General features: G+C 66.3%; 20 protein-coding genes, 1 tRNA gene and 1 riboswitch. Of the genes, 20 read left to right on the forward strand and 1 reads right to left on the reverse strand.

Features of this window, described 5'->3' with window-relative positions; translation table 11 throughout:
- Positions 1 to 80 precede the first annotated feature (80 nt).
- The 20 genes from Q4E95_RS02750 to pyk all read left to right on the forward strand — a co-directional run bounded on the left by Q4E95_RS02750 (position 81) and on the right by pyk (position 24158).
- Entirely contained in the window at positions 81 to 1583 is a 1503-nt protein-coding gene (locus Q4E95_RS02750; protein ID WP_303381842.1) for an RsmB/NOP family class I SAM-dependent RNA methyltransferase, read from the forward strand.
- Between the two features lie 20 nt (positions 1584 to 1603).
- On the forward strand, positions 1604 to 2272 hold the full coding sequence (gene rpe, locus Q4E95_RS02755) for a ribulose-phosphate 3-epimerase (protein ID WP_303381843.1): 669 nt from the start codon (positions 1604 to 1606) through the stop codon (positions 2270 to 2272).
- A gap of 106 nt (positions 2273 to 2378) precedes the next feature.
- Positions 2379 to 2534, forward strand: a riboswitch (FMN riboswitch).
- Between the two features lie 111 nt (positions 2535 to 2645).
- Complete coding sequence (gene pnuC / locus Q4E95_RS02760) at positions 2646 to 3353, forward strand: nicotinamide riboside transporter PnuC (RefSeq protein ID WP_303381844.1); 708 nt, start codon at positions 2646 to 2648, stop codon at positions 3351 to 3353.
- A 56-nt stretch (positions 3354 to 3409) separates the two neighbouring features.
- The gene (gene ribD, locus Q4E95_RS02765; RefSeq protein ID WP_303381845.1) at positions 3410 to 4465 is read left to right on the forward strand and encodes a bifunctional diaminohydroxyphosphoribosylaminopyrimidine deaminase/5-amino-6-(5-phosphoribosylamino)uracil reductase RibD; all 1056 of its coding nucleotides are present in this window, start codon (positions 3410 to 3412) and stop codon (positions 4463 to 4465) included.
- A 21-nt stretch (positions 4466 to 4486) separates the two neighbouring features.
- Positions 4487 to 5794: a 3,4-dihydroxy-2-butanone-4-phosphate synthase gene (gene ribB, locus Q4E95_RS02770; RefSeq protein WP_303381846.1), complete on the forward strand. Its 1308-nt coding sequence runs from the start codon at positions 4487 to 4489 to the stop codon at positions 5792 to 5794.
- Positions 5791 to 6498, forward strand: a complete 708-nt coding sequence (gene ribA, locus Q4E95_RS02775; protein WP_303381847.1) for a GTP cyclohydrolase II — start codon at positions 5791 to 5793, stop codon at positions 6496 to 6498. Before ribB ends, ribA begins: the two co-directional genes overlap by 4 nt.
- Positions 6495 to 6974, forward strand: coding sequence for a 6,7-dimethyl-8-ribityllumazine synthase (gene ribH, locus Q4E95_RS02780; RefSeq protein ID WP_303381848.1), 480 nt, complete (start codon positions 6495 to 6497; stop codon positions 6972 to 6974). The genes ribA and ribH overlap by 4 nt, the downstream gene beginning before the upstream one ends.
- Before the next feature lie 56 nt (positions 6975 to 7030).
- Positions 7031 to 7294: a phosphoribosyl-ATP diphosphatase gene (locus Q4E95_RS02785; protein ID WP_303381849.1), complete on the forward strand. Its 264-nt coding sequence runs from the start codon at positions 7031 to 7033 to the stop codon at positions 7292 to 7294.
- A gap of 52 nt (positions 7295 to 7346) precedes the next feature.
- Complete coding sequence (gene hisG / locus Q4E95_RS02790) at positions 7347 to 8192, forward strand: ATP phosphoribosyltransferase (RefSeq protein WP_303381850.1); 846 nt, start codon at positions 7347 to 7349, stop codon at positions 8190 to 8192.
- Between the two features lie 39 nt (positions 8193 to 8231).
- A complete protein-coding gene (gene hisF / locus Q4E95_RS02795) occupies positions 8232 to 8996 on the forward strand; it encodes an imidazole glycerol phosphate synthase subunit HisF (RefSeq protein ID WP_303381851.1) in 765 nt (254 codons plus the stop codon).
- Positions 8996 to 9400, forward strand: coding sequence for a phosphoribosyl-AMP cyclohydrolase (gene hisI / locus Q4E95_RS02800; protein ID WP_303381852.1), 405 nt, complete (start codon positions 8996 to 8998; stop codon positions 9398 to 9400). Before hisF ends, hisI begins: the two co-directional genes overlap by 1 nt.
- On the forward strand, positions 9401 to 10960 hold the full coding sequence (locus Q4E95_RS02805; protein ID WP_303381853.1) for an anthranilate synthase component I: 1560 nt from the start codon (positions 9401 to 9403) through the stop codon (positions 10958 to 10960). It abuts the gene before it with no gap.
- Between the two features lie 34 nt (positions 10961 to 10994).
- Entirely contained in the window at positions 10995 to 11594 is a 600-nt protein-coding gene (locus Q4E95_RS02810) for a Trp biosynthesis-associated membrane protein (protein ID WP_303381854.1), read from the forward strand.
- A 146-nt stretch (positions 11595 to 11740) separates the two neighbouring features.
- On the forward strand, positions 11741 to 11983 hold the full coding sequence (locus Q4E95_RS02815) for an HGxxPAAW family protein (protein WP_303381855.1): 243 nt from the start codon (positions 11741 to 11743) through the stop codon (positions 11981 to 11983).
- A 146-nt stretch (positions 11984 to 12129) separates the two neighbouring features.
- Complete coding sequence (trpB, locus tag Q4E95_RS02820) at positions 12130 to 14304, forward strand: tryptophan synthase subunit beta (RefSeq protein ID WP_303381856.1); 2175 nt, start codon at positions 12130 to 12132, stop codon at positions 14302 to 14304.
- Positions 14301 to 15158 carry a tryptophan synthase subunit alpha gene (trpA, locus tag Q4E95_RS02825; protein ID WP_303381857.1) on the forward strand — a complete coding sequence of 286 codons (858 nt, stop codon included), beginning with the start codon at positions 14301 to 14303 and terminating at the stop codon, positions 15156 to 15158. Before trpB ends, trpA begins: the two co-directional genes overlap by 4 nt.
- On the forward strand, positions 15158 to 16024 hold the full coding sequence (lgt, locus tag Q4E95_RS02830) for a prolipoprotein diacylglyceryl transferase (protein WP_303381858.1): 867 nt from the start codon (positions 15158 to 15160) through the stop codon (positions 16022 to 16024). Before trpA ends, lgt begins: the two co-directional genes overlap by 1 nt.
- Before the next feature lie 297 nt (positions 16025 to 16321).
- On the forward strand, positions 16322 to 21037 hold the full coding sequence (gene gltB, locus Q4E95_RS02835; RefSeq protein ID WP_303381859.1) for a glutamate synthase large subunit: 4716 nt from the start codon (positions 16322 to 16324) through the stop codon (positions 21035 to 21037).
- Positions 21030 to 22496 (forward strand): glutamate synthase subunit beta, encoded by a 1467-nt coding sequence (locus Q4E95_RS02840; protein ID WP_303381860.1) that lies wholly within the window; start codon positions 21030 to 21032, stop codon positions 22494 to 22496. The genes gltB and Q4E95_RS02840 overlap by 8 nt, the downstream gene beginning before the upstream one ends.
- Before the next feature lie 156 nt (positions 22497 to 22652).
- Entirely contained in the window at positions 22653 to 24158 is a 1506-nt protein-coding gene (gene pyk, locus Q4E95_RS02845) for a pyruvate kinase (protein WP_303381861.1), read from the forward strand.
- A gap of 565 nt (positions 24159 to 24723) precedes the next feature.
- On the opposite strand, the gene Q4E95_RS02850 is transcribed toward pyk, so the two are convergent.
- Positions 24724 to 24808, reverse strand: a tRNA-Leu gene (locus Q4E95_RS02850).
- Positions 24809 to 24958 lie beyond the last annotated feature (150 nt).

Genomic DNA, 24958 nt, shown 5'->3' on the forward strand with positions numbered 1-24958 from the left:
GTGCAGCCCTCCGGCAAGAAACCCATGGCCGCCCTCGACTGGGCGCGCGGTCAGCAACGCAGTGAACAGGTGGTCTTCGGATGAGCGAGCGCGGTTACCGCAACGCCAAGGGACATGAGCGCAACCGGCGCGCACAGAAAGATCGCCCGTTCTCGGCGCAGGCTCCGGGTCAACGACGTCGCTCGTCGGACCCCGCGCGCTTGACGGCCTATCAGGCGTTGCGCGCGGTCAACGGTGAGGACGCCTACGGCAACCTGGTGCTGCCCCAATTGGTGCGCAGGAACCGGTTGGACAAACGCGACGCCGCCTTTGCCACCGAACTGGCCTACGGTGCCATGCGCCGCCAGGGAACATGGGATGCCGTCCTCGGACACTGTGTGGACCGCTCCCTCAAGGACCTCGACCCGCAGGTTCTGGACGCGCTGCGGCTCGGTGTCCATCAGCTGCTCGCAATGCGCGTGCCGGATCACGCTGCCCTTGACGCAACGGTGGGTCTGGTGCGGGGCGAGATCGGTCAGGGCCCCGCCGGGCTCGTCAACGCCGTGCTCCGCAAGGTCGCCCGCCAGAGCACCGACGAATGGCTGGATCAACTCGAAGCCGCGGAGCCCGATGACCTGCGCAAACTGGGTGTCCGGTACTCGCACCCGGCGTGGGAAGTTCGTGCGCTGCGTCGTGCACTGCGCATGAGTGGACGCTCCCCGGAAGAGATTGCAGACCTCCTGGAGACCAACAACGCGCCTGCGCGGGTGCACCTGGTGGCGCTTCCGGGGCTGGGCAGTTTGGCCGCAGCCCTGGACGCGGGCGCCACGCCCGGAACACTGGTGGCGGACAGCGCCGAGAGCGCCGGCGGAGACGTGCACCGGATTCCCGGAACCCGTGACGGCACCGTTCGCGTCCAGGACGCCGGGTCCCAACTGGTGGCCCGAGTCATGGCCGACGTGCCGGTGGCGGATGACCACGGGAAGTGGGCGGACTTCTGCGCCGGCCCCGGTGGTAAAGCCGCCCTGCTGGCCGCCCTGGCAGACCGGCAGGATGCTCGACTGTACGCCAACGAGGTCAGCGATCACCGCGCGGACCTCGTTGAACAAGCCCTCGCTGCCGTTCCGGACCGCGCCTGGACCCTGCGCGTGGGCGACGGTCGTGACATCCCCGCGGAGATGCCGGGTGGGTTCGACAGAGTGCTCGTGGACGTGCCCTGTACGGGACTGGGGGCGCTGCGGCGTCGTCCGGAGGCCCGGTGGCGCCGCACACCCGCGGACGTGGCCGATCTGGGCTCGCTGCAGCGTGAGCTCCTGAGCGCCGCCCTGGACTCCACCCGCCGCGGCGGTGTGGTGCTGTACGCGACCTGCTCGCCGCACACCGCAGAAACTCTGGATGTGGTTTCGGACATCGTCACAGCCCGCGAGGACACCGAGATTCTGGACACCAACGAATACGCCCGTCGCGCCGCCCTGCCGGATGCACTCGAGGGTGACCGTCGCGCCGATCTCGAATGGCCCGATGGCGGCACCAGCGTGCAACTGTGGCCCCACGTGCACGGAACCGATGCGATGTTCATGATCGCGATACGTAAGACCGCCTGACCACCACCCCTGGAGACACCATGAGCCGCTGCGCCATCCACCCGTCCATCCTGTCCGCTGACTTCGCTCACCTGGCCGATGAGCTGCAGCGGATCTCGAACGCCGATGCCGCCCACGTGGACGTGATGGACAACCACTTCGTCCCGAATCTGACACTGGGGTTGCCCGTGGTGGAAAGTTTGCAGAAGGTCAGCCCCGTTCCGCTGGACATGCACCTGATGATCGAGGATCCCGACCGCTGGGCACCCGCGTATGCGCAGGCCGGCTGCGCCTCGGTCACGTTCCACGCGGAGGCCGCCACCGCCCCCATCAAGCTGGCCCGTGAACTGCGGGCGGCCGGCGCCAAAGCCGGTCTGGCGGTGCGTCCGGCCACACCCATCGAGTCGTATCTGGATCTGCTGCCCGAGCTGGACATGCTGCTGATCATGACGGTCGAGCCTGGCTTCGGCGGTCAGAAGTTCCTGGACGTGACGCTTCCCAAGCTGCGGCGTGCGGCCAACGCCGTGAAGGCGTACGGGGGCACGGTGGCCCTGCAGGTGGACGGCGGGGTCACGGAGGAGACCATCGTGCGCGCGGCGGAGGCCGGAGCGGACACGTTCGTCGCCGGCTCCGCGGTGTACGGCAAGGACGATCCGGGCGCCGCGATCGACGCGTTGCGCGAAACCGCGCGGGCCCATCGGAACGCGTGAACGACGCACCCCCGCGGCGGTCACACGCCTCGTGGGTGATGCGGTGCCGCGCGTGCGCATGCGAACTTTCGTACGGGACGCGCACGCCGTGGCATAATTCTGAGCACAACGTGTTCCGGGGTCGGTGTAAGTCCGAACCGGCGGTTACAGTCCGCGAACCGAGGAACGCCTGCCGCACAGAGTCACGCGGCGGTGCTGAATCGGCCGAACCGGTGAAATTCCGGTACCGACAGTCACAGTCTGGATGGTAGGCAACACGTGGATGTCGGCTCGGTGCCCTCAGATCGGGGGTGCCGTTGTGGTGCTCGTCATGTGAGCAACGACCGTCGTCCCCGCCCCGGAGCCACAAGGTTTGAGGGCGAGAGGAAGTTCCGTGGACGTTTTGCGCTGGTTGTTCGATGCGCAACTACAGGTGGGCGACGGTTTCATCCTGTGGCGTGAAGTCCTGGGCAATGTGTTCGGTCTGCTGTCCGCACTCGGCGGGATGCGCCGCAAGATCTGGGCGTGGCCGGTGGGTATCATCGGCAACCTCATCCTGTTGACCGTGTTCCTGGGAGCGGTGTTCGACACCCCCAACCCGGTCAATTTACTGGGTCAGGCCGGCCGTCAGGTCATGTTCGTCGCCGTGTCCGTCTACGGCTGGGTGCAGTGGCGGCGTTCACGAGGGAATAGCCAGGCTGCGGTGACGCCTCGCTGGGCCACGGGTAAGGAACGCATCCTGCTGATCGTCGCCCTGGTGTTCGGCACCGCACTCCTGACCCCTGTTTTCCGGGCTCTGGGTTCCTACGAACCGGTCTGGGCGGACGCCTGGATCTTCATGGGCTCCCTGCTGGCCACCTACGGTATGGCCAAGGGCTGGGTTGAGTTCTGGTTGATCTGGGTGGCCGTGGACCTCGTGGGTGTCCCGCTGCTGTTCTCCGCCGGTTATTACGCTTCGGGTCTGATGTACGTCTTTTACGGAGCGTTCACCCTGGCCGGCTTCTTCGTGTGGTGGCGGGTGAACTCCAACCAACGCAAACGCGCCATCGTGGAGACGGGGTTCCCGGACCTGCACCTGAAAATGGGTGACGTCCCCAAGTGACCTCCGCCCCGCAGCCCGCCGCACACCATGACTTCTCGCCCGCCGAACGAGACGCCATGGCTGCCGCCTTGAACGCCGCGACCCTGGGCGTGCGAGGCACCAACCCGGTGGTGGGTGCCGCTCTGCTCAGCCCTGACGGCCGGATCCTGCATGTGGGACATCATCGCGGGGCGGGAACCCCCCACGCCGAAGCAGATGTGCTCGCCCGCGCACACCAGGCCGGCACAGACCTCACGGATGTGACCATGGTGATCACCTTGGAACCATGCAACCACACGGGACGCACCGGGCCGTGCTCGCGGGCGATCCTGAATGCCGGCATCCAACGCGTCATCTTTGCGGTTCACGACGGAACGGATGCCGCCAGCGGGGGAGGAACGTTCCTCGCCGATCACGGTGTCTCGGTGCGCCACGGTCTCATGTCCGAGCAGGCCACCGACCTCAACGACCGCTGGTTCATGGCGCAGGCCCGCAACCGGCCGTTCGTGACGCTCAAGATCGCCCAGTCCCTGGACGGCAAGGTGGCCGCCCCGGACGGAACCAGTCAATGGATTACCGGTGCGTGCGCCCGTCAGGCGGGACATTCGATCCGCGCCCGGGTGGATGCGATCCTTGTGGGCGGCGCCACCGCTCGTACGGACAACCCCACCTTGACGGCCCGCGCCGGTGACGGAACCCCGTTCGATCACCAGCCCTTGCGAGCGGTCATGTCCCGCACCCCGGTGGCCCATGACGCGCGGGTCCGGCGCGGTGTGGGAACCCCCGGCGGCAGCGAACCAGCCACCGACGGCCGGTTCGTGTGGCTCGACACCCACGACCCCGGCCACGCCCTGGCCCGGTTGGGCGCGTTGGGTGTCACGCACGTTCTGGTCGAGGGCGGCCCCACGGTCAGCGCAGCATTCCTCGCCGCGGACCTCGTGGACGAACTGTGGCTCTACCAAGCCCCCCTGATCCTGGGCGCCGGCAAACCGTCGCTGGCTCCCGCGCCCACACAGACCCTCGCCGACGCCGCTCGCTGGCGTTCCGATCCCGTGGCCGGACCTCCGGTGCGCACCCTGGGAGAAGACGTCGCGTGGCATTTACGACCCGCACCGGTCTCGGCTTTTCAGTAGTTCAGCACGAAGGAGCAGCACATGTTTACCGGAATTGTCGCGGCGCAGGCCACGGTGGAGCGGATTGAACGACTCGCCGAGGACGCCGCTCGGCTGCACGTGGCCGCCGGTCAGATCATTGCCGATCTGCCGCACGGTGGGTCGTTGGCGGTCAACGGGGTGTGCCTCACGGCCGTGCCCGCACCCGAGGCCGGAACCGGCCGGTTCACCGCGGACGTCATGGGTGAGACCCTGCGGCTGACCACGCTGGGTGCCCTGTCGGAAGGCGAAAGCGTCAACCTGGAACGCTGCACCGCGGCCGGTGACCGACTGGACGGCCATGTGGTGCAGGGCCACGTGGACGGTGTGGGCACGGTGGTGTCTCGCGTGGCGCACACCGGGTGGCACACCGTGCGCATCCAGGTGCCCACCGAGCTGGCCAAGTACATCGCCGTGAAGGGCTCCATTGCCGTGGACGGTGTGTCCCTGACCGTGACCGCCGTCAATCCCGCCGCGGAGTCACCCGCGTGGTTCGAGGTGGGTTTGATTCCCGAGACGCTGCGCGCCACCACGCTCGGGCGCCGCACCGAGGGGTCCACCGTGAACCTCGAAGTGGACGTGCTCGCCAAGTACGCCGAGCGCCTGGCCGCGTACGCGGCACCTGCGGCGCCGGCCACGGTGCGCCTGGACCCCGTGCCCGCTGCGATCTCCGCGATTGCCGCGGGCCGCGCCGTGGTGGTCGTGGACGACGAGGACCGCGAGAACGAAGGTGACCTGGTGTTCGCCGCCCAGCACGCCACTCAACAGCTCATGGGGTTCACCATTCGCCACAGTTCAGGGGTCGTGTGCATCCCCATGCCGCACGAACGAGCCGATGCCCTGGCCCTACCGCCCATGACCGCGCACAACGAGGACGCCAAGGGCACCGCCTACACGGTGACGTGTGATGCCCGCGCGGGCGTGAGTACGGGCATCAGCGCGGCAGATCGCGCCCTGACCGCACGTTTATTGGCCGATCCCGGCACCGGGCCGGCCGAGCTGACCCGCCCCGGTCACATCCTGCCGCTGCGCGCCGTGGACGGCGGCGTGCGTGTGCGTCGCGGTCACACGGAGGCTTCCGTGGACCTGGCTCGCCTGGCCGGATGTGAGCCGGTGGGAGCCATTGCGGAAATCGTGGATGACCAGGGAGAACTGCTGCGCGCGCCCGCGTTGCGCGAGTTCGCGGACCGGCACGGTCTATTGCTGATCAGCATCGAGGACCTCGTGGCGCACCTGGACCAGCGTGCGGTGGGTGAGGCCGCGGCGTCGTCGGCGCAGGCCCCTGCGGACAGGGGGGACCTGTCCGCATGAGTGCGACCCCCGAAACACTGGATCACTCCGAAGCGGTGAGCGTCCCCACCGAATTCGGTACGTTCTCCGTGATGGGTTGGCTGGTCCCAGAACCCAGCGGCAGGGCAGCGGCCGAACACGTGTCCCTGAGTGCTGCGCCCACGACCGCGGAGGAAGCTGCCAAGCCGCCCCTGGTGCGATTGCATTCCGAATGCATCACCGGAGACGTGTTCGGCTCGTGGCGCTGCGACTGCGGACCCCAACTGCACCTGGCCCTGGAACGGATCGCCAACCACGGCGGAACCGTACTGTACCTGCGCAACCACGAGGGGCGTGGCATCGGCCTGATCAATAAACTGCGCGCCTACAAACTCCAGGACGGCGGGGCGGACACGGTCGAGGCCAATACGATGCTCGGCCTGCCCGCCGAGGCCCGCGACTACAGCGCCGCCGCGCGGATCCTCAAGGAAATGGGATTGACGCGCATCCGGCTGTTGACCAACAACCCGGACAAGGTCCGCAAGCTGGAAGACCTGGGGATCACCGTGGCGGCCGTTGTCGCCCACGAGGTACCACCCCGGGAAGAAAACCTCCGGTACCTGCTCACCAAGCGCGACCGGATGAATCACCGCCTGACCGAGCTCACCTCGAGCGACTTCGGCACCCCGACACTCAGCACCCAACAGCACAGCACCCCGAATCACAGCACAGGAGAACAATCATGAGCGGACACGGCGCCCCCGTCACCCATGCCGGCGAACTCGACGGAACCGAACTCACGGTCGCGGTCGTCGCGGCCAGCTGGCACGACACGATCATGGCCGGACTGCTGGACGGTGCCCGGCGCGCCCTCCGGGACGCCCGCGTGGGCAATGTGATCGAAGTGCGCGTGCCGGGAAGTTTCGAGCTGCCGGTGGCCGCGCGTCGTGTGGCGGAGCGGGCAGACGCCGTGGTGGCCCTGGGCGTGGTCATCCGCGGTGGCACCCCGCACTTCGACTACGTGTGCTCCGCCGCCACCACGGGATTGACCGACGTCTCCGTGGTGAGCGGTAAGCCGGTGGGTTTCGGTGTCCTCACGTGCGACACCGAGGAACAGGGCCTGGACCGGGCGGGGCTGGAGGGCTCCAACGAGGACAAGGGGTACGAGGCCGCCGAGGCCGCCGTGCGCACCGCTCTGACGCTGCGCGGGCTGGGGGTCTGAGACCCCGAGGCCACCGCGGTTCAACCGATAGGGCGCGAACCCATTACCCTAAAGGGGTGAAGACCTTCGAAGCCCTGTTTGCCGAAATCACCCAAAAAGCCGCTGATCGTCCGGAGGGTTCCGGAACCGTCAAAGAATTGGACTCGGGAGTCCACGGCATCGGCAAGAAGGTTGTAGAAGAGGCCGCCGAAGTCTGGATGGCGTGCGAATACGAAACCGATGACCAGGCGGCCGAGGAAATCTCGCAGTTGCTGTACCACCTGCAGGTCATGATGGTGGCCAAGGGTCTGCGTCTGGAAGACGTCTACAAGTACCTGTGATCCGCGGCCGGTCACGGCCCACCCCATTCCACGCCTTTTGGAAAGGAACCCCATGCTGCGAGTTGCCGTGCCCAATAAGGGCGCGCTGTCCGAAGCTGCCATCACCATGCTCACCGAAGCCGGTTACCGGCAACGGCGCAGCAGCCGCGACCTGGTGTTGGTCGACAACGACAACAACGTCGAATTCTTCTACCTGCGGCCGCGGGACATCGCCATTTACGTGGGCGGCGGCACCCTGGACCTGGGGATCACCGGCCGCGACCTGTTGCTCGATTCCGGGGCCGAGGCCCTGGAGGACCTGGGCCTGGACTTCGCCCGCTCGACCTTTCACCTGGCCGGTCCCACGGGTCAGTTCGATTCCGTCAAGGAACTTGAGGGCAAGCGCGTGGCCACCAGCTACGAACTGCTCCTGAGCAAGTACCTCGAGGACCAGGGCGTCAACGCCGAGGTCGTGCGCTTGGACGGGGCCGTGGAGTCATCCATCCGCCTGGGTGTGGCGGATGCAATTGCGGACGTCGTGGAGACCGGCAACACGCTGCGTGCCGCCGGCCTGGACATCTTCGACCAGCCGATCATGCGCTCCGAGGCCCTGCTGATCCGCCGTCAGGATCAGGGGGAGCCCGAGGGTCTTGAGGTGCTGCGCCGTCGGTTGCGCGGCGTACTCGTGGCCCGGCAGTACGTGATGATGGACTACGACATCTCCGAGGATTTCCTGGATGCCGCCACGCAGATCACCCCGGGGATGCAGAGCCCCACCATTTCCCCGCTGGGACGTGATGGTTCGGTGGCAGTGCGGGTCATGGTGCGCAAGAGCGACACCAATAAGATCATGGACGCCCTCTACCAGGCGGGAGCCCGAGCCATTCTGGTCTCGCCCATTCAGGCAGCCCGGATCTAGGGTTCGGTCACCGTTTCAGCAAGTAGTTAGGACAGCACTATGGGTGTGGCCGTACGAGTGATCCCGTGTCTCGATGTTGACGCGGGTCGCGTGGTCAAGGGCGTGAACTTCGAGAACCTGCGCGACGCCGGTGACCCGGTGGAACTGGCCGCCCGGTACAACCTGGCCGGTGCCGATGAGCTCACCTTCCTGGACGTCACGGCGTCCTCGAGCGACCGGGTCACCATGTTCGACGTGGTGTCCCGCACCGCGGAACAGGTGTTCATCCCGCTGACCGTGGGGGGCGGCGTGCGCACCGCGGATGACGTCGACCGTCTCCTCCGCACCGGTGCGGACAAGGCGTCGATCAACACCGCCGCGATCGCCCGGCCCGAGGTCATCAACGAGATCACCAATCGCTTCGGCAATCAGGTGCTCGTGCTCTCGTGCGACGCCAAACGGACGGCCAACACGCCGTCGGGCTTCGAGGTCACCACGCACGGTGGCCGCCAGCTCACCGGTATCGACGCCCTGGACTGGTGCCGGGAGGCCGAGGAACGCGGAGTGGGGGAGATCCTGCTCAATTCCATGGACGCGGACGGCACGCGCGAGGGTTTCGACCTCGACATGATCCGCGCGGTGCGCGACCGCGTGTCGGTGCCGTTGATCGCCTCGGGCGGCGCCGGGGCCCCCGAGCACTTCCCGCCCGCCGTGGCAGCCGGGGCCGACGCCGTTCTGGCCGCCTCGGTCTTCCATTTCGGTCCCGTGGGTGCGATCGCCGAAGTCAAGGACGCCCTGCGCGCAGCCGGATACGAGGTGCGCTGATGCGAACGGAAGAGGTGAACGCCGTGGAAAACACGCCCCGAGAATTTTTCGACAGTCACCTGGACCCCGAGGTCGCGAACCGTCTCAAACGGGATGCGTCCGGACTGGTGGCCGCTGTGGTCCAACAGTTCGACACGGGTGAGGTCCTCATGCTCGGTTGGATGAACGACGAAGCCCTGCACCGCACCCTCACCGAAGGCCGGGCGACCTATTGGTCCCGGTCGCGCCAGGAGTACTGGCGCAAGGGTGATACCTCCGGCCACATCCAACGGGTGCATTCCGTCAGCCTCGACTGCGACGGTGATGCACTGCTCGTCAAGGTCGATCAGTCGGGCGCCGCGTGCCACACCGGAACACGCACGTGCTTCGACGATCGAGACCTGAACGCTCAACAGGCGGTTTAAATGCAACAACTCGGCACCATCACCCCCACCCTGCAGGAGTTCCGCGAGTACGCGACAACGCGCCGTGTGATCCCCGTGCGCACCACCGTGCTCGCGGACTCCATGACACCCATTGGTCTGTACCGCTCGCTCGTGGTGCGCGGTGGCAAGCCCGCACCGGGCACGTTCCTACTGGAATCCGCCGCCGAGGGCGGCGTGTGGTCGCGGTACTCCTTCGTGGGGGCCCGATCGTTCGCCACCCTCACCGCCCAGGACGGCCAGGCCCACTGGCTGGGGGAGGCCCCGGCCGGCGCACCCGTGGACGGTGACCCGTTGCAGGCGCTGCGCGCCACCATGGATTTATTGCACACCGAACCCTTCGAGGGCGTGCCCCCCCTGACATCGGGCATGGTCGGCTTCGTGGGCTGGGAGGCCGTACGCCGGTGGGAGAGACTGCCCCACCCGCCCGAGGACGACTTGCGCATGCCCGAGCTGGCCATGAATCTGGTCGCGGACATGGCCGTGCACGACAGCGCCGAGGGCACCGTGATGCTGGTCGCCAACGCGGTCAACGTCAACGGCACCGATGACAACGTGGACGCCGCCTACCACGACGCCGTCTCCCGCCTGCGTGACATGGTCACCCGGTTGGCGACCCCGCTCGAACGTTCTACGGTCTCGGTCATGGACCCCCACGCCCAGGACATCACGGACGTCGAGGGTGCGGCCCGTCAGTCGTGGGACCGCGCGCTGTTCATCGAAGCGATCAACCGCGCCAAGACGGCGATTGTGGACGGCGACATCTTCCAGGTGGTCGTCTCCCGCCGTTTCGAGGCCGAGTGCCGCGCCGACGCGCTGGACGTCTATCGGACGCTGCGCCGGATCAATCCCAGCCCGTACATGTACCTGTACGCCTTCGAGGACGCGGACGGGCGGCCGTACTCCATTGTGGGTTCCTCACCGGAAGCCCTGGTCACCGTGACCGGACGGCAGGCCATGACGCACCCGATCGCGGGTTCGCGTCCGCGCGGGGCCACCGTGGAGGAGGATTTGGCGCTGGGCCACGATCTGCTCGCGGACGAGAAGGAACGCGCGGAGCACCTCATGCTCGTGGATCTGGCCCGCAACGACCTCTCCAAGGTGTCCGTGCCCGGTTCCGTGGACGTGAGCGAGTTCATGGAAATCGAACGTTTCAGTCACATCATGCATTTGTGCTCCACGGTGGTGGCCAGGATGCGCGAGGGCGTGTCCGCGTACGACGTACTGGCCGCGACCTTCCCGGCGGGCACGCTGTCCGGGGCACCCAAACCCCGGGCGCTGCAGCTGCTGGACGAGTACGAACCCCTGCGTCGCGCCGTCTACGGAGGTGTGGTCGGATACATGGATTTCGCCGGAAACATGGACATGGCCATAGCCATTCGCACCGCGCTCTTGATCAACGACACGGCCTACGTCCAGGCGGGCGGCGGTATCGTGGCTGACTCGGACCCCGAAACGGAAGCCCTCGAGTCACTCAACAAGGCCACGGCGCCCCTGCGCGCGGCCCTGGTGGCCGAGTCCCTCCGCGATCTTTCGCGCTGAGTTTCCGCCACCAACAGCAGTAGAAAGGACCACCGTGTTGCGTCGTACGGCTCCTGCGGTTCTGGCCACCCTCGTGTGCGCGATCGGTCTGTTCGCAGCCTCCGCAGCCACGTGGATCCACGCCACGGTCGAGACCACCCTGCAGCCGCTCACCGTGGACGTCGCCGGTTCCGACGCCGCCCCGGCCGTGACGGCACTGGGTCTCGTGGCGGGAGCGGCCGCGGTCGCTTCGACCCTGGCGGGCCGGGTGCTGCGCACCATTGTGGGTGCCGTGGTTTCCCTGGCGGGGGTCGGCGCGATCTTCGCAGTGCTGTCGGTCACGGCGGATCCGGAGAATGCCTCCCGCGGGGCGGTGGGAACTCAGACCGGGGCCGTGGGCACCGGCGGCGAGTATGCCGTCACCGCCTTCCCCTGGTTGGCCCTGGCGGCCGCGGCCGCCCTGATCCTGTGCGGCATCTGGCTCATGCTGGTGGCCCGTAACGCGGGCCGGAAGGCGGGACGGCGCTACGACCGCGACGCCCTGGCCGGCAACAAGGCGGCGTCGGCGGATGAGAACGTGACCAGCACGCACTCCGACGACATCGATGCCTGGGATGCTTTCACACGCGGCGAGGACCCCACGCGGGGGCCGTGACCGGTCAAGTAACCTGCGCGTGGTGCTGAACCATCAAGGACCGCGGTAATGGCACAATGGGATCAAGGAAATCACCGGTGCGCTCGAACGCGCGCCCATCACTGTATGAGCCCTGCGGCTCAACCGGCACGGGAGAGTTGACACACATGTCGAACACCAACCAAGTCATCCTGGACCACACGAGCGCCGTCGGTCACGGCAACACCGTTGCCGCGTGGGCCTGCGTCGGCATCATGGCGGTCGGCGTGATCGTCGGTTGCGTGGGCTTCACCATTGCATCGACCCCCGTCACCGTGGTGGGAATCGGTTTGATCGTCGTTGGTCTCATCGTGGGCGCCGTGCTCAAGAGCATGGGTCACGGCAAGGGCAGCGAGAAGCTCAACCACTGAACCACGTGCTCTCAGCGCCGGTGCGCGTCTCGCGCGCGGCCGGTTCACCAGACCATGACCAGTTCCCAGCGGCACGGAACTGGTCATCGTCATACGGGCGGGTTGTGACCGTCCCGATGGCGGAACAGACGTAAGTGAGGAATCCCATGACGCAGCAACGCACCAACACGGTGCTGGACCAGATCATCGAGGGGGTGCGCGAGGACCTCGAAGCCCGCCGCGCGGTGGTCAGTCTGCAGCAACTGCAGCGCACCGCCCGGACCCAGGCGCCCGCCTTGGATGCCGAACGTGCCTTGCGCGGTAGCGAACCCGCCTCGGTTCAGGTGCTGTCCGAGGTCAAGCGTTCGAGCCCGTCCAAGGGCGCTCTGGCGGACATCGCCGATCCCGCCGCACTGGCTGCGGCCTACGAACGAGGCGGTGCCAGCGCGATATCCGTGCTCACGGAGAAGCGTCGCTTCGGTGGTTCGCTCACCGACCTGGATGCCGTGCGCCAGGCCGTTACCATCCCGGTGTTGCGCAAGGACTTCACCGTGGACGAGTACCAGATCTGGGAGGCCCGGGCCCACGGCGCGGACATGGTGCTGCTGATCGTGGCGGCCCTCGACGACCCCACGCTGCGTCGGTTCCTGGATCTGACCCATGAGCTGGGTATGCACGCGCTGGTCGAAACGCACACCACCGAGGAGATTCAGCGGGCCGTTGCGGTCGGGGCGCGGATCATCGGTGTGAATACGCGCAATCTCAAGACCTTGGACGTGGATGTGGACACCTTCGGTCGACTGGCCGATCAGATCCCCACGGACGCCGTGATCATTGCCGAATCCGGTGTGTCCGGCGAGGACCAGATCAAGCTCTACGCCGGCCACGGCGCCAATGCGGTGCTGACCGGTGAGGTACTGGTCAGGTCCGACGACCCGTCCCGCACCATTGCCCGGTTCCGGGAGGTGGGTGCGGCGGCGCGCGTTGACTTCCTGGCGGGGAATAAGCCACCGGCCGCCCAGGCCGAGTTCGCCGCGGAGCAGCTCGACGCCGCCGACGCCGCTGCGCCGGCCTCCGGTGGGCGTTCCCTGAAGAACTCACCGGGCCCGTACTTCGGTGACTTCGGGGGCCGGTGGATGCCGGAATCCTTGGTGGCCGCACTGGACGAGCTGACCGAGGTCTTCGACAAGGCACGCACCGATGACGAGTTCGCCGAGGAGTTCCAGCGGCTGTCCCGCGACTACTCCGGCAGGCCCTCCTTGCTCACCGAGGCCAAGCGCTTCGGCGAGGCCATCGGGGCCCGCGTGTTCCTGAAGCGTGAGGACCTCAACCACACCGGGTCGCACAAGATCAACAACGTCCTGGGCCAAGCCCTGCTCGCCAAGCGCATGGGGAAGAACCGGTTGATCGCCGAAACCGGGGCCGGCCAGCACGGCGTGGCCACCGCGACCGCCGCGGCCCTGTTCGGCATGGAATGTTGCGTGTACATGGGTGAGGAGGACACACGGCGTCAGGCCCTGAACGTCGCCCGCATGCAACTGCTCGGTGCCGAGGTCGTGCCCGTGTCCCACGGCTCGGCCACGTTGAAGGACGCCATCAACGAGGCCCTGCGCGACTGGGTGGCCTCCGTGGACACCACGCACTACTTGCTGGGCACCGCAGCCGGTCCGCACCCGTTCCCCACCATGGTCCGCTACTTCCACGAGCAGATCGGTGAGGAGGCCCGGGCGCAGATCCTGGAGCAGACCGGGCAATTGCCCGACGCCGTCACGGCGTGCGTGGGCGGTGGTTCCAATGCGATCGGTATTTTCCACGGTTTCCTGGACGACCCCGAGGTCGAGCTCTACGGCAACGAGGCCGGCGGCGAGGGCGTGGACACCGAACGTCACGCGGCCACCATCACGCTCGGCCGCCCGGGTGTGCTGCACGGTGCCAAGACGTTCCTCATGCAGGACACGGACGGGCAGACCATTGAATCGCATTCGATTTCCGCGGGTCTGGACTACCCGGCCGTGGGGCCCGAACACGCGCACCTGCACGCGATCGGCCGAGTGAAGTACGAGGCCATCACGGACACCCAGGCCATGGATGCCTTCAAACTGCTGTCCCGCACCGAGGGCATCATCCCCGCGATCGAGTCATCGCACGCCCTGGCCGGGGCGCGGGAGCTGGCGGCACGTTGGGTCCAGGAACTCGGCCCCGAGACCGCAGCGGAGAAAATCATCCTGGTGTCCCTGTCCGGGCGCGGCGACAAAGACGTGGCGACGGCCGCGGAATGGTTTGATTTGCTTCCCGAGAACAGCGATGAGGAGCAGGTCGGTCAGAAAGGTGAACAACTATGAGCGCCCCCGAAACCGTCCGCCCCGGAGTGGGCGGGCTGGCAGAACGTATCCTTCCCCGGAACCTCACCCGAAACCCGGACTCCAAACTGGTCGCACGCATTGCCCGGTGCAAGGCCGAGGGGCGCCCCGCGCTCGTCGGCTACCTGCCCGCCGGCTACCCGACCGTGGCCGAATCGGTCGAAGCGGCGGTGGCCCTGGGTCAAAACGGCGCGGACATCATTGAGATCGGGATCCCGTACTCGGATCCCGTCATGGACGGAACCGTCATCCAGGACGCCACCACCCTGGCGCTGGCCAACGGCGTGCGTGTGGCGGATGCCTTCACGGTCGTGAGGGCCGTCTCCGAACGCACGGACGCCGTTCCCGTGGTGATGACCTATTGGAACCCCGTGCTGCAAACCGGCGTGGACGAATTTTCCCGCAGGCTGCTCGAGGCCGGGGGAGCGGGCATCATCACCCCGGACCTGATCCCCGATGAAGCCGACGACTGGTTCGAGGCCTCCCAGAAATACGGCTTGGACCGGATCTTCCTGGTGGCCCCGTCCACCACTCGGGAGCGCATGGACATGACCGTCAAGGCGTCCTCCGGTTTCGTGTACGCCGTGTCCATCATGGGCGTCACCGGCGCGCGGGACCAGGTGTCATCGGCCGCAGAGGACGTCGTGGCGCGCGCACGCGAAGCCGGCGCCCAGAACGTGTGCGTGGGTCTGGGTGTTTCCAACCGCGCTCACGTCGAGGAAATCGGTGCGTACGCGGACGGCGTCATTGTGGGCACCGCGCTCGTGCGCGCCCTGGGCGAGGGCGGTCCCGACGCCGTGGGTCGCCTGGCCGCCGAACTGTCCGGGCGCGGCTGATGCCGCCGGTCGTTGCCGCAGCAATTCCGTCCCCGGACATCAGTAGTTTCTCCCTCGGGCCCCTGACCATCCACTTCTACGCCCTGTGCATCCTGCTGGGCATAGCCGCGGCCGTGTGGCTCACCATGCGCCGCTGGAAGGACCGGGGCCAGGACCCGGACGTCCTGTGGGACATCGTGTTCTGGGCCGTGATCGCGGGCATCATCGGATCCCGCGCCTACCACGTGCTCATCACGGACCCCGCCGGATACTTCGGTCCCGGTGCTGATCCCCTGGACGCGCTCAAGATCTGGGAGGGCGGCCTGGGCATCATGGGCGGCGTGCTCTTCGGGGCCGGTGCCGCCTGGCTCGTGTCACGCAAGAACAACGTACCCCTGTGGTATTTCGCGGACGCCGTGGCACCCTCGCTCCTGTTGGCGCAGGGCATCGGCCGGTGGGGCAACTGGTTCAACCAGGAACTTTTCGGCAAGCCCACCGATCTGCCCTGGGGACTGGAAATCGACCCGAGCTCCGGGAACTTCCCGGCCGGGTTGCCCGCGGACACCCTGTTCCATCCCACATTCCTCTACGAGAGCCTGTGGAACCTCGCCGGAGTGGTGATATTAATCACACTGGGCAAGCGGTTGCACCTCACTCACGGCCGCGTGTTCGCCCTGTACCTGGTGTATTACGGCGTGGGGAGGCTCCTGATCGAGTTGTTCCTGCGGATTGACCCGGCGTTGCTGATTGCCGGTCAAAGGGTCCACGTGTGGACGTCATTGGCCCTGGTGCTGTTCGGTATCGCATTATTTATGGCAATATCCGCGAAGATGCGCAAAAGCCCCGACGCGCCCGCGGGCGGTGCTGCGCACTCCGCACTCCGCTGAGCACCGTCTACCACGAAATGCCCCCGGTGACCCCGGGGGCATTGTGCTGGGTGGTGGCCCTCACAATCCAATTTCTGATCGTGGTAAATTACCCGTGCGCCGCACCGGGGATTCGTCATCATGCGAGTCCCGCGTTCGGTGGTGATCCGTCAGCCCGTCGAGGTTCGACCCAGTAGTTCGCAGCGCCGCGGACGCATATGTCATCTGGATCAGATGATGTCCGTACGCACTTCACCCCAGTTGCCCGGGCATTGTTGACACTTCAGACCTGCCCACCAACCCGGTGAGGAGCTCCCTATGAGCCAAGTCAACCACGTAGCCCCCATGACCAGTGTTGTCACCGACGCGGTCAACCGCGACACGGGCCACCCTGACTCGCGCAGCCAGCTACCCCCCGCGGAATCTCCGTTCCGGGCCTTCTCCACCCAGCCCGAGGACCAGGGTCTCTACCGCGGTGCGGACGAGAAGGACGCGTGCGGCCTGGCGGTTGTCGCCACCCTCGACGGCAACTCCACCCACGAGATCGTGGAGGCCGCGCTGACGGCCCTGCGTAATCTCGAGCACCGCGGTGCCGTGGGTGGCGACGAGGGCACCGGCGACGGCGCCGGCATCCTCACACAGATTCCCGACGCCTTCTTCCGGGACACCGTGAACTTCCAACTGCCCCCCGCGGGCGCCTACGCAGTGGGTACCGCGTTCATGCCCACCGGTGGCCAGCACCTGGAACCGCTGCAGCGCGCACTTGAGGATCTCGCCGTGATGGAGGGTCTGCGCGTGCTCGGTTGGCGTGACGTTCCCGTCGTGGATGATGCCGTGGGTGCGTCCGCCCGCGCGGTCATGCCCACGTTCGTGCAGTTCTTCGTGGCGGACGAACGCCACAACGCCAGGGGAGCGAGTCTGTTCGAACCCGGCGCGGCGGCGTCGTTCGATCCCACGCACCTGCAGCTGGAACTGGACCAGAAGGTCTTCCGCGTGCGCAAGCGCGCGCAGAACAAGTTCGGGGTGTACTTCCCCAGCTTCTCCTCACGCACGCTGGTGTACAAGGGCATGCTGACCACCGCGCAGCTGCAGCCCTTCTACCCGGACCTCTCCAACGAGCGGTTCACCACCAAGCTGGCCGTGGTGCACTCGCGCTTTTCGACCAACACGTTCCCGTCGTGGCCGCTCGCTCAGCCCATGCGCACCCTGGCGCACAACGGTGAGATCAACACCGTCATGGGCAACCGCAACTGGATGCGCGCCCGCCAGTCGTCGATGTCCGGTGCCGTGTTGGGCCGCAACCCCGAGGAGCTGTTCCCGATCTGCTCGGAAGGCGCCTCCGACTCCCAGTCCCTGGACGAGGTGGCCGAGCTGCTGCAGCTGGCCGGGCGTCCGGTCACCGAGACCATGCTCATGCTCATCCCGGAGGCCTGGGAGAACAACGAGAGCATGGACCCGGACCTCAGGGCGTTCTACCAGTACCACTCGACGCTCATGGAGCCGTGGGACGGCCCGGCGTGCGTGTCCTTCACGGACGGCAAGCGGGTGGGATCGGTGCTGGACCGCAATGGTCTGCGCCCCGGGCGTTTCTGGGAGACCGAGGACGGTCTGGTCATCTTCGCGTCGGAGGTCGGTGTCATCGACATCGGTGACCGCAAGGTGGTGCGCAAGGGCCGCGTGTCCCCGGGAACCATGTTCCTGGTCGACACCGAAGAGGGCCGCATTGTCGACAACGATGAGATCAAGGCCGAGTTGGCCGCTGCCAAGCCGTGGCGCGACTGGGTCCAGGACTCCATAGTGGCGATCAGTGAGCTGCCCGAACGTGAGCACATGGTCCATCCCGCGCATTCCGTGCGGCTGCGTCAGAAGACCTTCGGTTACACCGAGGAAGATCTCAAGAAGATCATCGGCCCCATGGCCGTGGCCGGCGCCGAGCCGATTTACGCCATGGGCACCGACACTCCGGTGGCCGTGCTCTCCGATCGGTCCCGGTTGCTCTACGACTACTTCGTGCAGTCCTTCGCGCAGGTGACCAACCCGCCCCTGGATGCGATCCGCGAGGAACTGGTGACCTCGCTGACCGGTTCGGTGGGCCCCATGGCCAACCTGTTGGCCACCCAGCAGGCCAAGACCCGCCTGATCAAGGTGGACTTCCCGGTCATCAACAACGACCAGCTGGACCAGTTCCTGCACCTGGACAACGACGACGGCGCCGCACTCACCCTCAAGGTGCGCGGCCTGTACCGCCCCGACGGCGGGGAGGAATCCCTGCGCGCGCGCATTGCCGAAATCTGCGAAAAGGTGTCCACCGCGGTCAACCGCGGCGTGCAGTTCGTGATCATTTCCGACCGCGATTCCAACGGCGGCTGGGCACCCATTCCGTCGCTGCTGCTGACCTCTGCCGTCCACCATCACCTGTTGCGTTCGGCCACCCGCACCAAGGTCGCGCTGATCGTGGAATCCGGTGACGTGCGCGAGGTTCATCACGTGGCTCTGCTGCTGGGTTACGGCGCATCCGCCGTGAACCCGTATCTGGCCATGGAATCCGCGGAGGAGCTCGTGCGCCGCGGTGAGATCACCGGGGTGAGCGAGGAAGAGGCCGTTTACAACTTGATCAAGGCGCTCGGCAAGGGCGTTCAGAAGATCATGTCCAAGATGGGTATCTCCACGGTGCAGTCCTACTGCGGTGCCCAGACCTTCGAGGCGCTGGGCCTGTCGGGCGAGCTGGTGAACGCGTACTTCTACGGAACGCGCACCCAGATCCAGGGTGTGGGCCTGGACGTGATCGCGGAGGAAACCGCGTCCCGCCACCGCCTGGCCTACCCGGAGGACGGTGTCACCGAACCCCACCGCGACCTGGTCATCGGCGGTGAGTACGACTGGCGCCGCGAAGGACCGCGGCACTTGTTCGACCCGCAGACCGTGTTCCGGCTCCAGCACGCCACGCAAACGGGCCGGTACGACATCTTCAAGTCCTACACCGCGCGCGTGGACGATCAGTCACGTGAGCTGGCCACACTGCGCGGTCTCATGAGCTTCACCTCGGAGCGGGAACCCATCCCGATCGATCAGGTGGAACCCGTGAGCTCGATCGTCAAACGGTTCTCGACCGGCGCCATGAGTTACGGCTCCATTTCCATGGAGGCCCACGAGACCCTGGCGATCGCCATGAACCGGTTGGGAGGTAAGTCCAACACCGGCGAGGGCGGCGAGGATCCCGAACGATTGATGGATCCCGAGCGCCGCTCGGCCGTCAAACAGATCGCCTCGGGTCGCTTCGGTGTTACCAGCTTGTACCTGGCCACCGCGGACGACCTGCAGATCAAGATGGCCCAGGGCGCCAAACCCGGTGAGGGCGGCCAGCTGATGGCGCAGAAGGTTTACCCCTGGATCGCGCGCACCCGTCACTCGACCCCGGGTGTGTCCCTGATCTCGCCCCCGCCGCATCACGACATTTACTCGATCGAGGATCTCGCGCAGCTGATTTACGACCTCAAGCGCGCCAACCCCCGGTCCCGGGTGCACGTGAAGCTCGTCTCCGAACGGGGGATCGGCACGGTGGCGGCGGGCGTGACCAAGGCCAAGGCCGACGTCGTGCTCATTTCCGGTCACGACGGCGGCACCGGCGCCGCGCCGCTGAACTCGCTCAAGCACGCGGGGATGCCGTGGGAGCTGGGCCTGGCCGAGGCCCAGCAGACCCTGCGGCTGAACGGGTTGCGCGAACGCGTGGTCGTGCAGGCGGATGGTCAGCTCAAGACCGGCCGTGACGTGGTGGTTGCAGCGTTGTTGGGCGCCGAGGAATTCGGTTTCGCCACCGCGCCCCTGGTGGTGGAGGGCTGCATCATGATGCGCAAGTGCCACTTGGACACCTGCCCCGTGGGCGTGGCCACCCAGAACCCGGAACTGCGCAAGCGCTTCACGGGCAAGGCCGAGCACGTGGTGAACTTCTTCGAGTTCATCGCGCAGGAAGTGCGCGAGTACCTGGCTCAACTGGGCTTCCACAGCATTGAGGAAGCCGTGGGTCACGCAGAGGTGCTGCGCACCCGCGAGGCAATTGAGCATTGGAAGGCCAAGGGCCTGGACCTGAGCCCCATCCTGGACTCGTTCCAGTCACCGGGTTTCAAGGACGGGCTGCGCAACACGCGCACACAGGATCACGAGTTGGCGGACCACTTCGACAACAAGCTGATCCCGCTGGCCGCCCCGGCCATCGAGAAGGGCGAACCGGTGCGGGTCATGGAGCGCGTCATCAATACCGACCGCACCGTGGGCACCATGCTGGGTTACACGGTGACCAGCGCCCTGGGTTTGCAGGAGCTGGCCGACGACACCATCGATGTGACCCTGACCGGTGAAGCGGGACAGTCCATGGGCGCGTTCATTCCCCGCGGCATCACGCTGCGGTTGGAAGGCGACGCCAATGACTACACGGGTAAGGGCCTGTCCGGCGGCCGCATCGTGGTGCGCCCGCCGCGCGAGGCGATTTTTGCCTCCCACGAGAACGTGATCGCCGGCAACGTGATCGGCTACGGCGCCACGAGCGGTGAAATGTTCTTCAGCGGCACGGTGGGCGAGCGATTCCTGGTGCGCAACTCGGGCGCCACCGCGGTGGTTGAGGGAATCGGTGACCACGGATGCGAGTACATGACCGGCGGGGTGGCACTCGTGCTGGGCGAGACGGGCCGCAACTTCGGTGCGGGCATGTCCGGTGGCGTGGCCTACGTGCTGGATCTGGACGAGTCGGACATCAATAAGCAGGCACGGGATTCCGGTGAACTGCTCTTGGCAACACTCGACGCGCAGGACCGCGAACTGGTCCTGTCGCTCATCAAACGACACGGTGAGGAAACCGAGTCCGAATGGGCTGCCGAGTTGTTGGAGAACCCCGACGACGTCATCGCGCGCATGACCAAATTGCTGCCGCGAGATTATTCCGCGGTGCTCGCACTGCGTAATCAGGCCGAGGCCGCCGGGGACGACCCGGACGGTGACGGCACCTGGCACAAGATTTTGGAGGTGACCACGCGTGGCTGATCCCCGTGGTTTTCTGAAAGTTCGACACCGCGAAGACCGCCCCAAACGCCCGGTTCCCGTGCGCATCATGGACTGGAACGAGGTTCAGGAACGGCAGAACTCGCAGACCCTGCACGAGCAGGCCGGCCGGTGCATGGACTGCGGTGTGCCGTTCTGCCACCAGGGCTGCCCGCTGGGCAACCTGATTCCGGAATGGAACGACCTGGTGTGGCGAGGTAAGAAGGATGAGGCCGTGGAGCGCATGCACGCGACCAACAATTTCCCGGAGTTCACGGGTCGGGTGTGCCCGGCCCCGTGCGAGTCCTCCTGCGTGCTGAGCATCAACCAACCGGCCGTGACCATCAAGCAGATCGAGTACGAGATCGGTGAGATGGCCTTCGACGAGGGTTACGTCAAACCGTTCATCCCGGCACGCCTGGTCGGTAAGACCGTGGCCGTGGTCGGCTCGGGTCCGGCCGGTTTGGCGGCGGCCCAGCAGTTGACGCAGGCCGGGTTCACGGTGGCGGTGTACGAGCGCGATGACCGCATCGGCGGCTTGCTGCGCTACGGCATCCCCGATTTCAAGCTCGAGAAATCAGTGGTGGACCGTCGCCTGGATGTCATGGCCGCCGAGGGCACGCGTTTCCGCACCGGCATCGAGATCGGCAAGGACATCACCTGGGACGTCCTTCGACGCCGCTACGACGCCGTGATCGTTGCCACCGGCGCCACCCGCCCGCGCGAACTGGATATCCCAGGCCGTAAGCTGCAGGGGATTCACCACGCCATGGACTACCTGGTGCGATCCAACCGGCTGTCCGCGGGGGACGAGGTCGCGGATCTCATTGACGCGCGCGGCAAGAACGTGATCGTGCTCGGAGGCGGTGACACCGGCTCGGACTGCATTGGCACCGCCCACCGGCAGGGAGCTGCGTCTGTGACGTCCCTGGCCATCGGTCGCAAGCCACCGGTGGACCGTGCCGACGAGGAACCGTGGCCCATGATGCCCAAGGTCTTCGAGGTCTCCTCCTCTCACGAAGAAGGTGGTGACCGCACGTACCTCGCGTCCACCGTGGACTTCGTGGGGGACGAGAACGGCCACGTGACGGGCCTGAAGGTTGCCGAAACCGAGTACCTGGACAATGGCCGGCGCGTTCCGAAGGAGGGCACCGAAAAGGTCATTCCGGCCGACCTCGTCTTCTTGGCGCTGGGTTTCACCGGGAACGAGTCGGACGACCTCACGTCCCAGCTGTCCGTGGAACTTGATCGCCGCACCAACGTGGCCCGAGACGAGCAGTACATGACCGCCGTCGACGGCGTGTTCTCCTGCGGGGACGCGGGCCGCGGCCAGTCGCTCGTGGTCTGGGCAATTGCCGAGGGGCGCGCGTGCGCGGCCGAGGTGGAACGGCACCTCACCGGACAGACACGCCTCCCACAGCCCGTGGCGCCGTCGGAACGTGCCATTGACTTGAGCCTTTAGCTAAAGCGATACCCGGCCGTATCAATCCTCGGCCCCCGTTGCTAAACTGGGAACCGAATTCCGGCAAAGTGGCCGTGCTGGAACAGCGACACGCTGTTTCATCGCGGCCACTTTTCTGTTTTCCCCCTCTAGTCTCCGACCGAAAGGGATTCACCCATGCGTCGAGCGAAGATCGTGGCCACCATTGGCCCGGCTATTTCCTCGTACGAGCACCTCACCCAGGCCATTCAGGCCGGAATGAATGTGGCTCGCCTGAACATGAGCCACGGTGATCACAACGTTCACAACGCCTCCTACGAGAACCTGCGACGGGCCAGCGAAGCACTCGACACCACGGTGGCCATCCTCGCCGACCTGCAGGGCCCCAAGATTCGACTGGGCAACTTTGCGAACGGCCCGTACAGCCTGGAGGTGGGCGACCCGTTCACCATCACCATCGAGGATGTCGAGGGGTCCCAGGAGCTGTCCTCCACCACGCACAAGGGTCTACCCGGTGACGTCAACGTGGGCGACCCGCTGCTGATCGACGACGGCAAGGTGGCCCTCAGGGCCACCAAGGTCACGGACACCACCGTGGAGACCGAGGTGATCGTGGGTGGCCCCGTCTCCAACCACAAGGGCATCAACCTCCCCGGTGTGGCCGTCAACGTTCCCGCGCTCAGTGACAAGGACGAGGATGACCTGCGTTGGGCCCTCCAGCGCGGCGTCGACATCATTGCGCTGTCCTTCGTGCGAGACGCCGAGGACATCACCCGCGTGCATGAAATCATGGCGGAAGAAGGCCGGACCATCCCGGTCATCGCCAAGATCGAGAAGCCGCAGGCCGTGGACAGCCTCCACGAAATCATTGACGCCTTCGACGGCATCATGGTGGCCCGTGGTGACCTGGGCGTGGAGCTCCCTCTCGAGGCCGTGCCGATCGTGCAGAAGCGCGCCATTGAATTGGCACGCCGGTGGGCCAAGCCCGTGATCGTGGCCACTCAGGTCCTCGAGTCCATGATCGACAATCCGCGCCCCACCCGGGCCGAGGCCTCCGACTGTGCCAACGCCGTGCTCGACGGTGCGGACGCGGTCATGCTCTCCGGTGAGACCTCCGTGGGTAAGTACCCGGTGCAAACCATCGAGACGATGGCCAGGATCATTGAGGCCACCGAGACCCAGGGTATGGACCGCATGCCTCCACTGGGCACCGAGCCCCGCACCCGCGGTGGTGCCGTGACCCGGGCCGCAGTGACCATGTCACGTCAGTTGGACGTCAATTACATTTGCACGTTCACCCAATCGGGTGATTCCGCCCGCCGCCTGTCCCGGTTGCGGCCCGACCGCCCGATCCTGGCCTTCACTCCCGTGCAGAACGTCATGGCTCTGCTGTCGTTGCTGTGGGGTGTCAAACCCATCCTGGTCGAGCATGTGCACCACACGGACGAAATGACCAAGCAGGTGGACCATTACATGCTGGAGAAGGGCCTGGCCGGCTCGGATGACCTGGTCATCATTTGCGCGGGTTCACCTCCGGGCGTGGCAGGTTCCACCAACCTGGTCAAGGTCCACCGCGTGGGCGACCTGGACGATGCCGGTGAGGCACCCGTCCGCGAACAGCACGAACGCGTTGGTCCGTGGCGCGAGAGCCTGCCGGCCTCGGCTCCCTGGCGCGAATCGTGATCGGCTAGTTTCCCACCGCGTACGCCCACGGCGGCCCGGGCACTTCGGTGCGCGGGTCGCCGTCGGCGTACGGGGCCTTATGAGTGGCCCTACCCTTCTGTGCCGCGTCAGAGCCATACCTTGCGTCCGAAGCGTCGTAAGGACCTCATGCCGAGGCCGGAAGGGTTCTCATGACGCCTGCGGTGTGGTCACAGCACCGGCTGAACATTTTTGGCAGAGGTTCGTCGCGTTGACGGGGCCTGGCCTGCGGACGTCGTCCCCAGATGTCAAGCGCTCGTTCCTCCGCCTCAGTCCGGTTCTTACCCTCGACGCCGACGACGCCGCCACGGCACGTTGTCCCGTAGACGGTTCACGTTCTAGGCGTTGGTAGAACCCCTCACTAAACCTGGTGCGCCGTTAGAACCTTTGGCCGAGGCCGAAAGGGTTCTAAGGAAGCCTGCGGTGCGGTTGAAGGCTCCAACTGCACCTCAGATGGTGGAGATCAGGTGTCGATCCGGCCGCGCGTACGAAAAAACGGCCCCGTGCACACGAGGCCGTTTCTTCACCGCTCTCAATAAGCGGTTCATGGTGCCCAAGGTGGGACTCGAACCCACACATGTTTCCATACTGCATTTTGAGTGCAGCGCGTCTGCCAATTCCGCCACTTGGGCTAGCGTGTTACAGATTCACGGCACGAGGCCGTGAGCAGCGGTAACAGCCTACACGATGAGCGGTAGGCTGGAGACCAAAGCGCCGCGCACGGCTTGCCGTGTGGCGTGTCTCATGCCCAACCCGCCGCAATGGCGTGGTTTGATGCGATA

Origin of the sequence: Kocuria sp., from assembly GCF_030536815.1 — a bacterium.
GTDB lineage: Bacteria > Actinomycetota > Actinomycetes > Actinomycetales > Micrococcaceae > Kocuria > Kocuria gwangalliensis.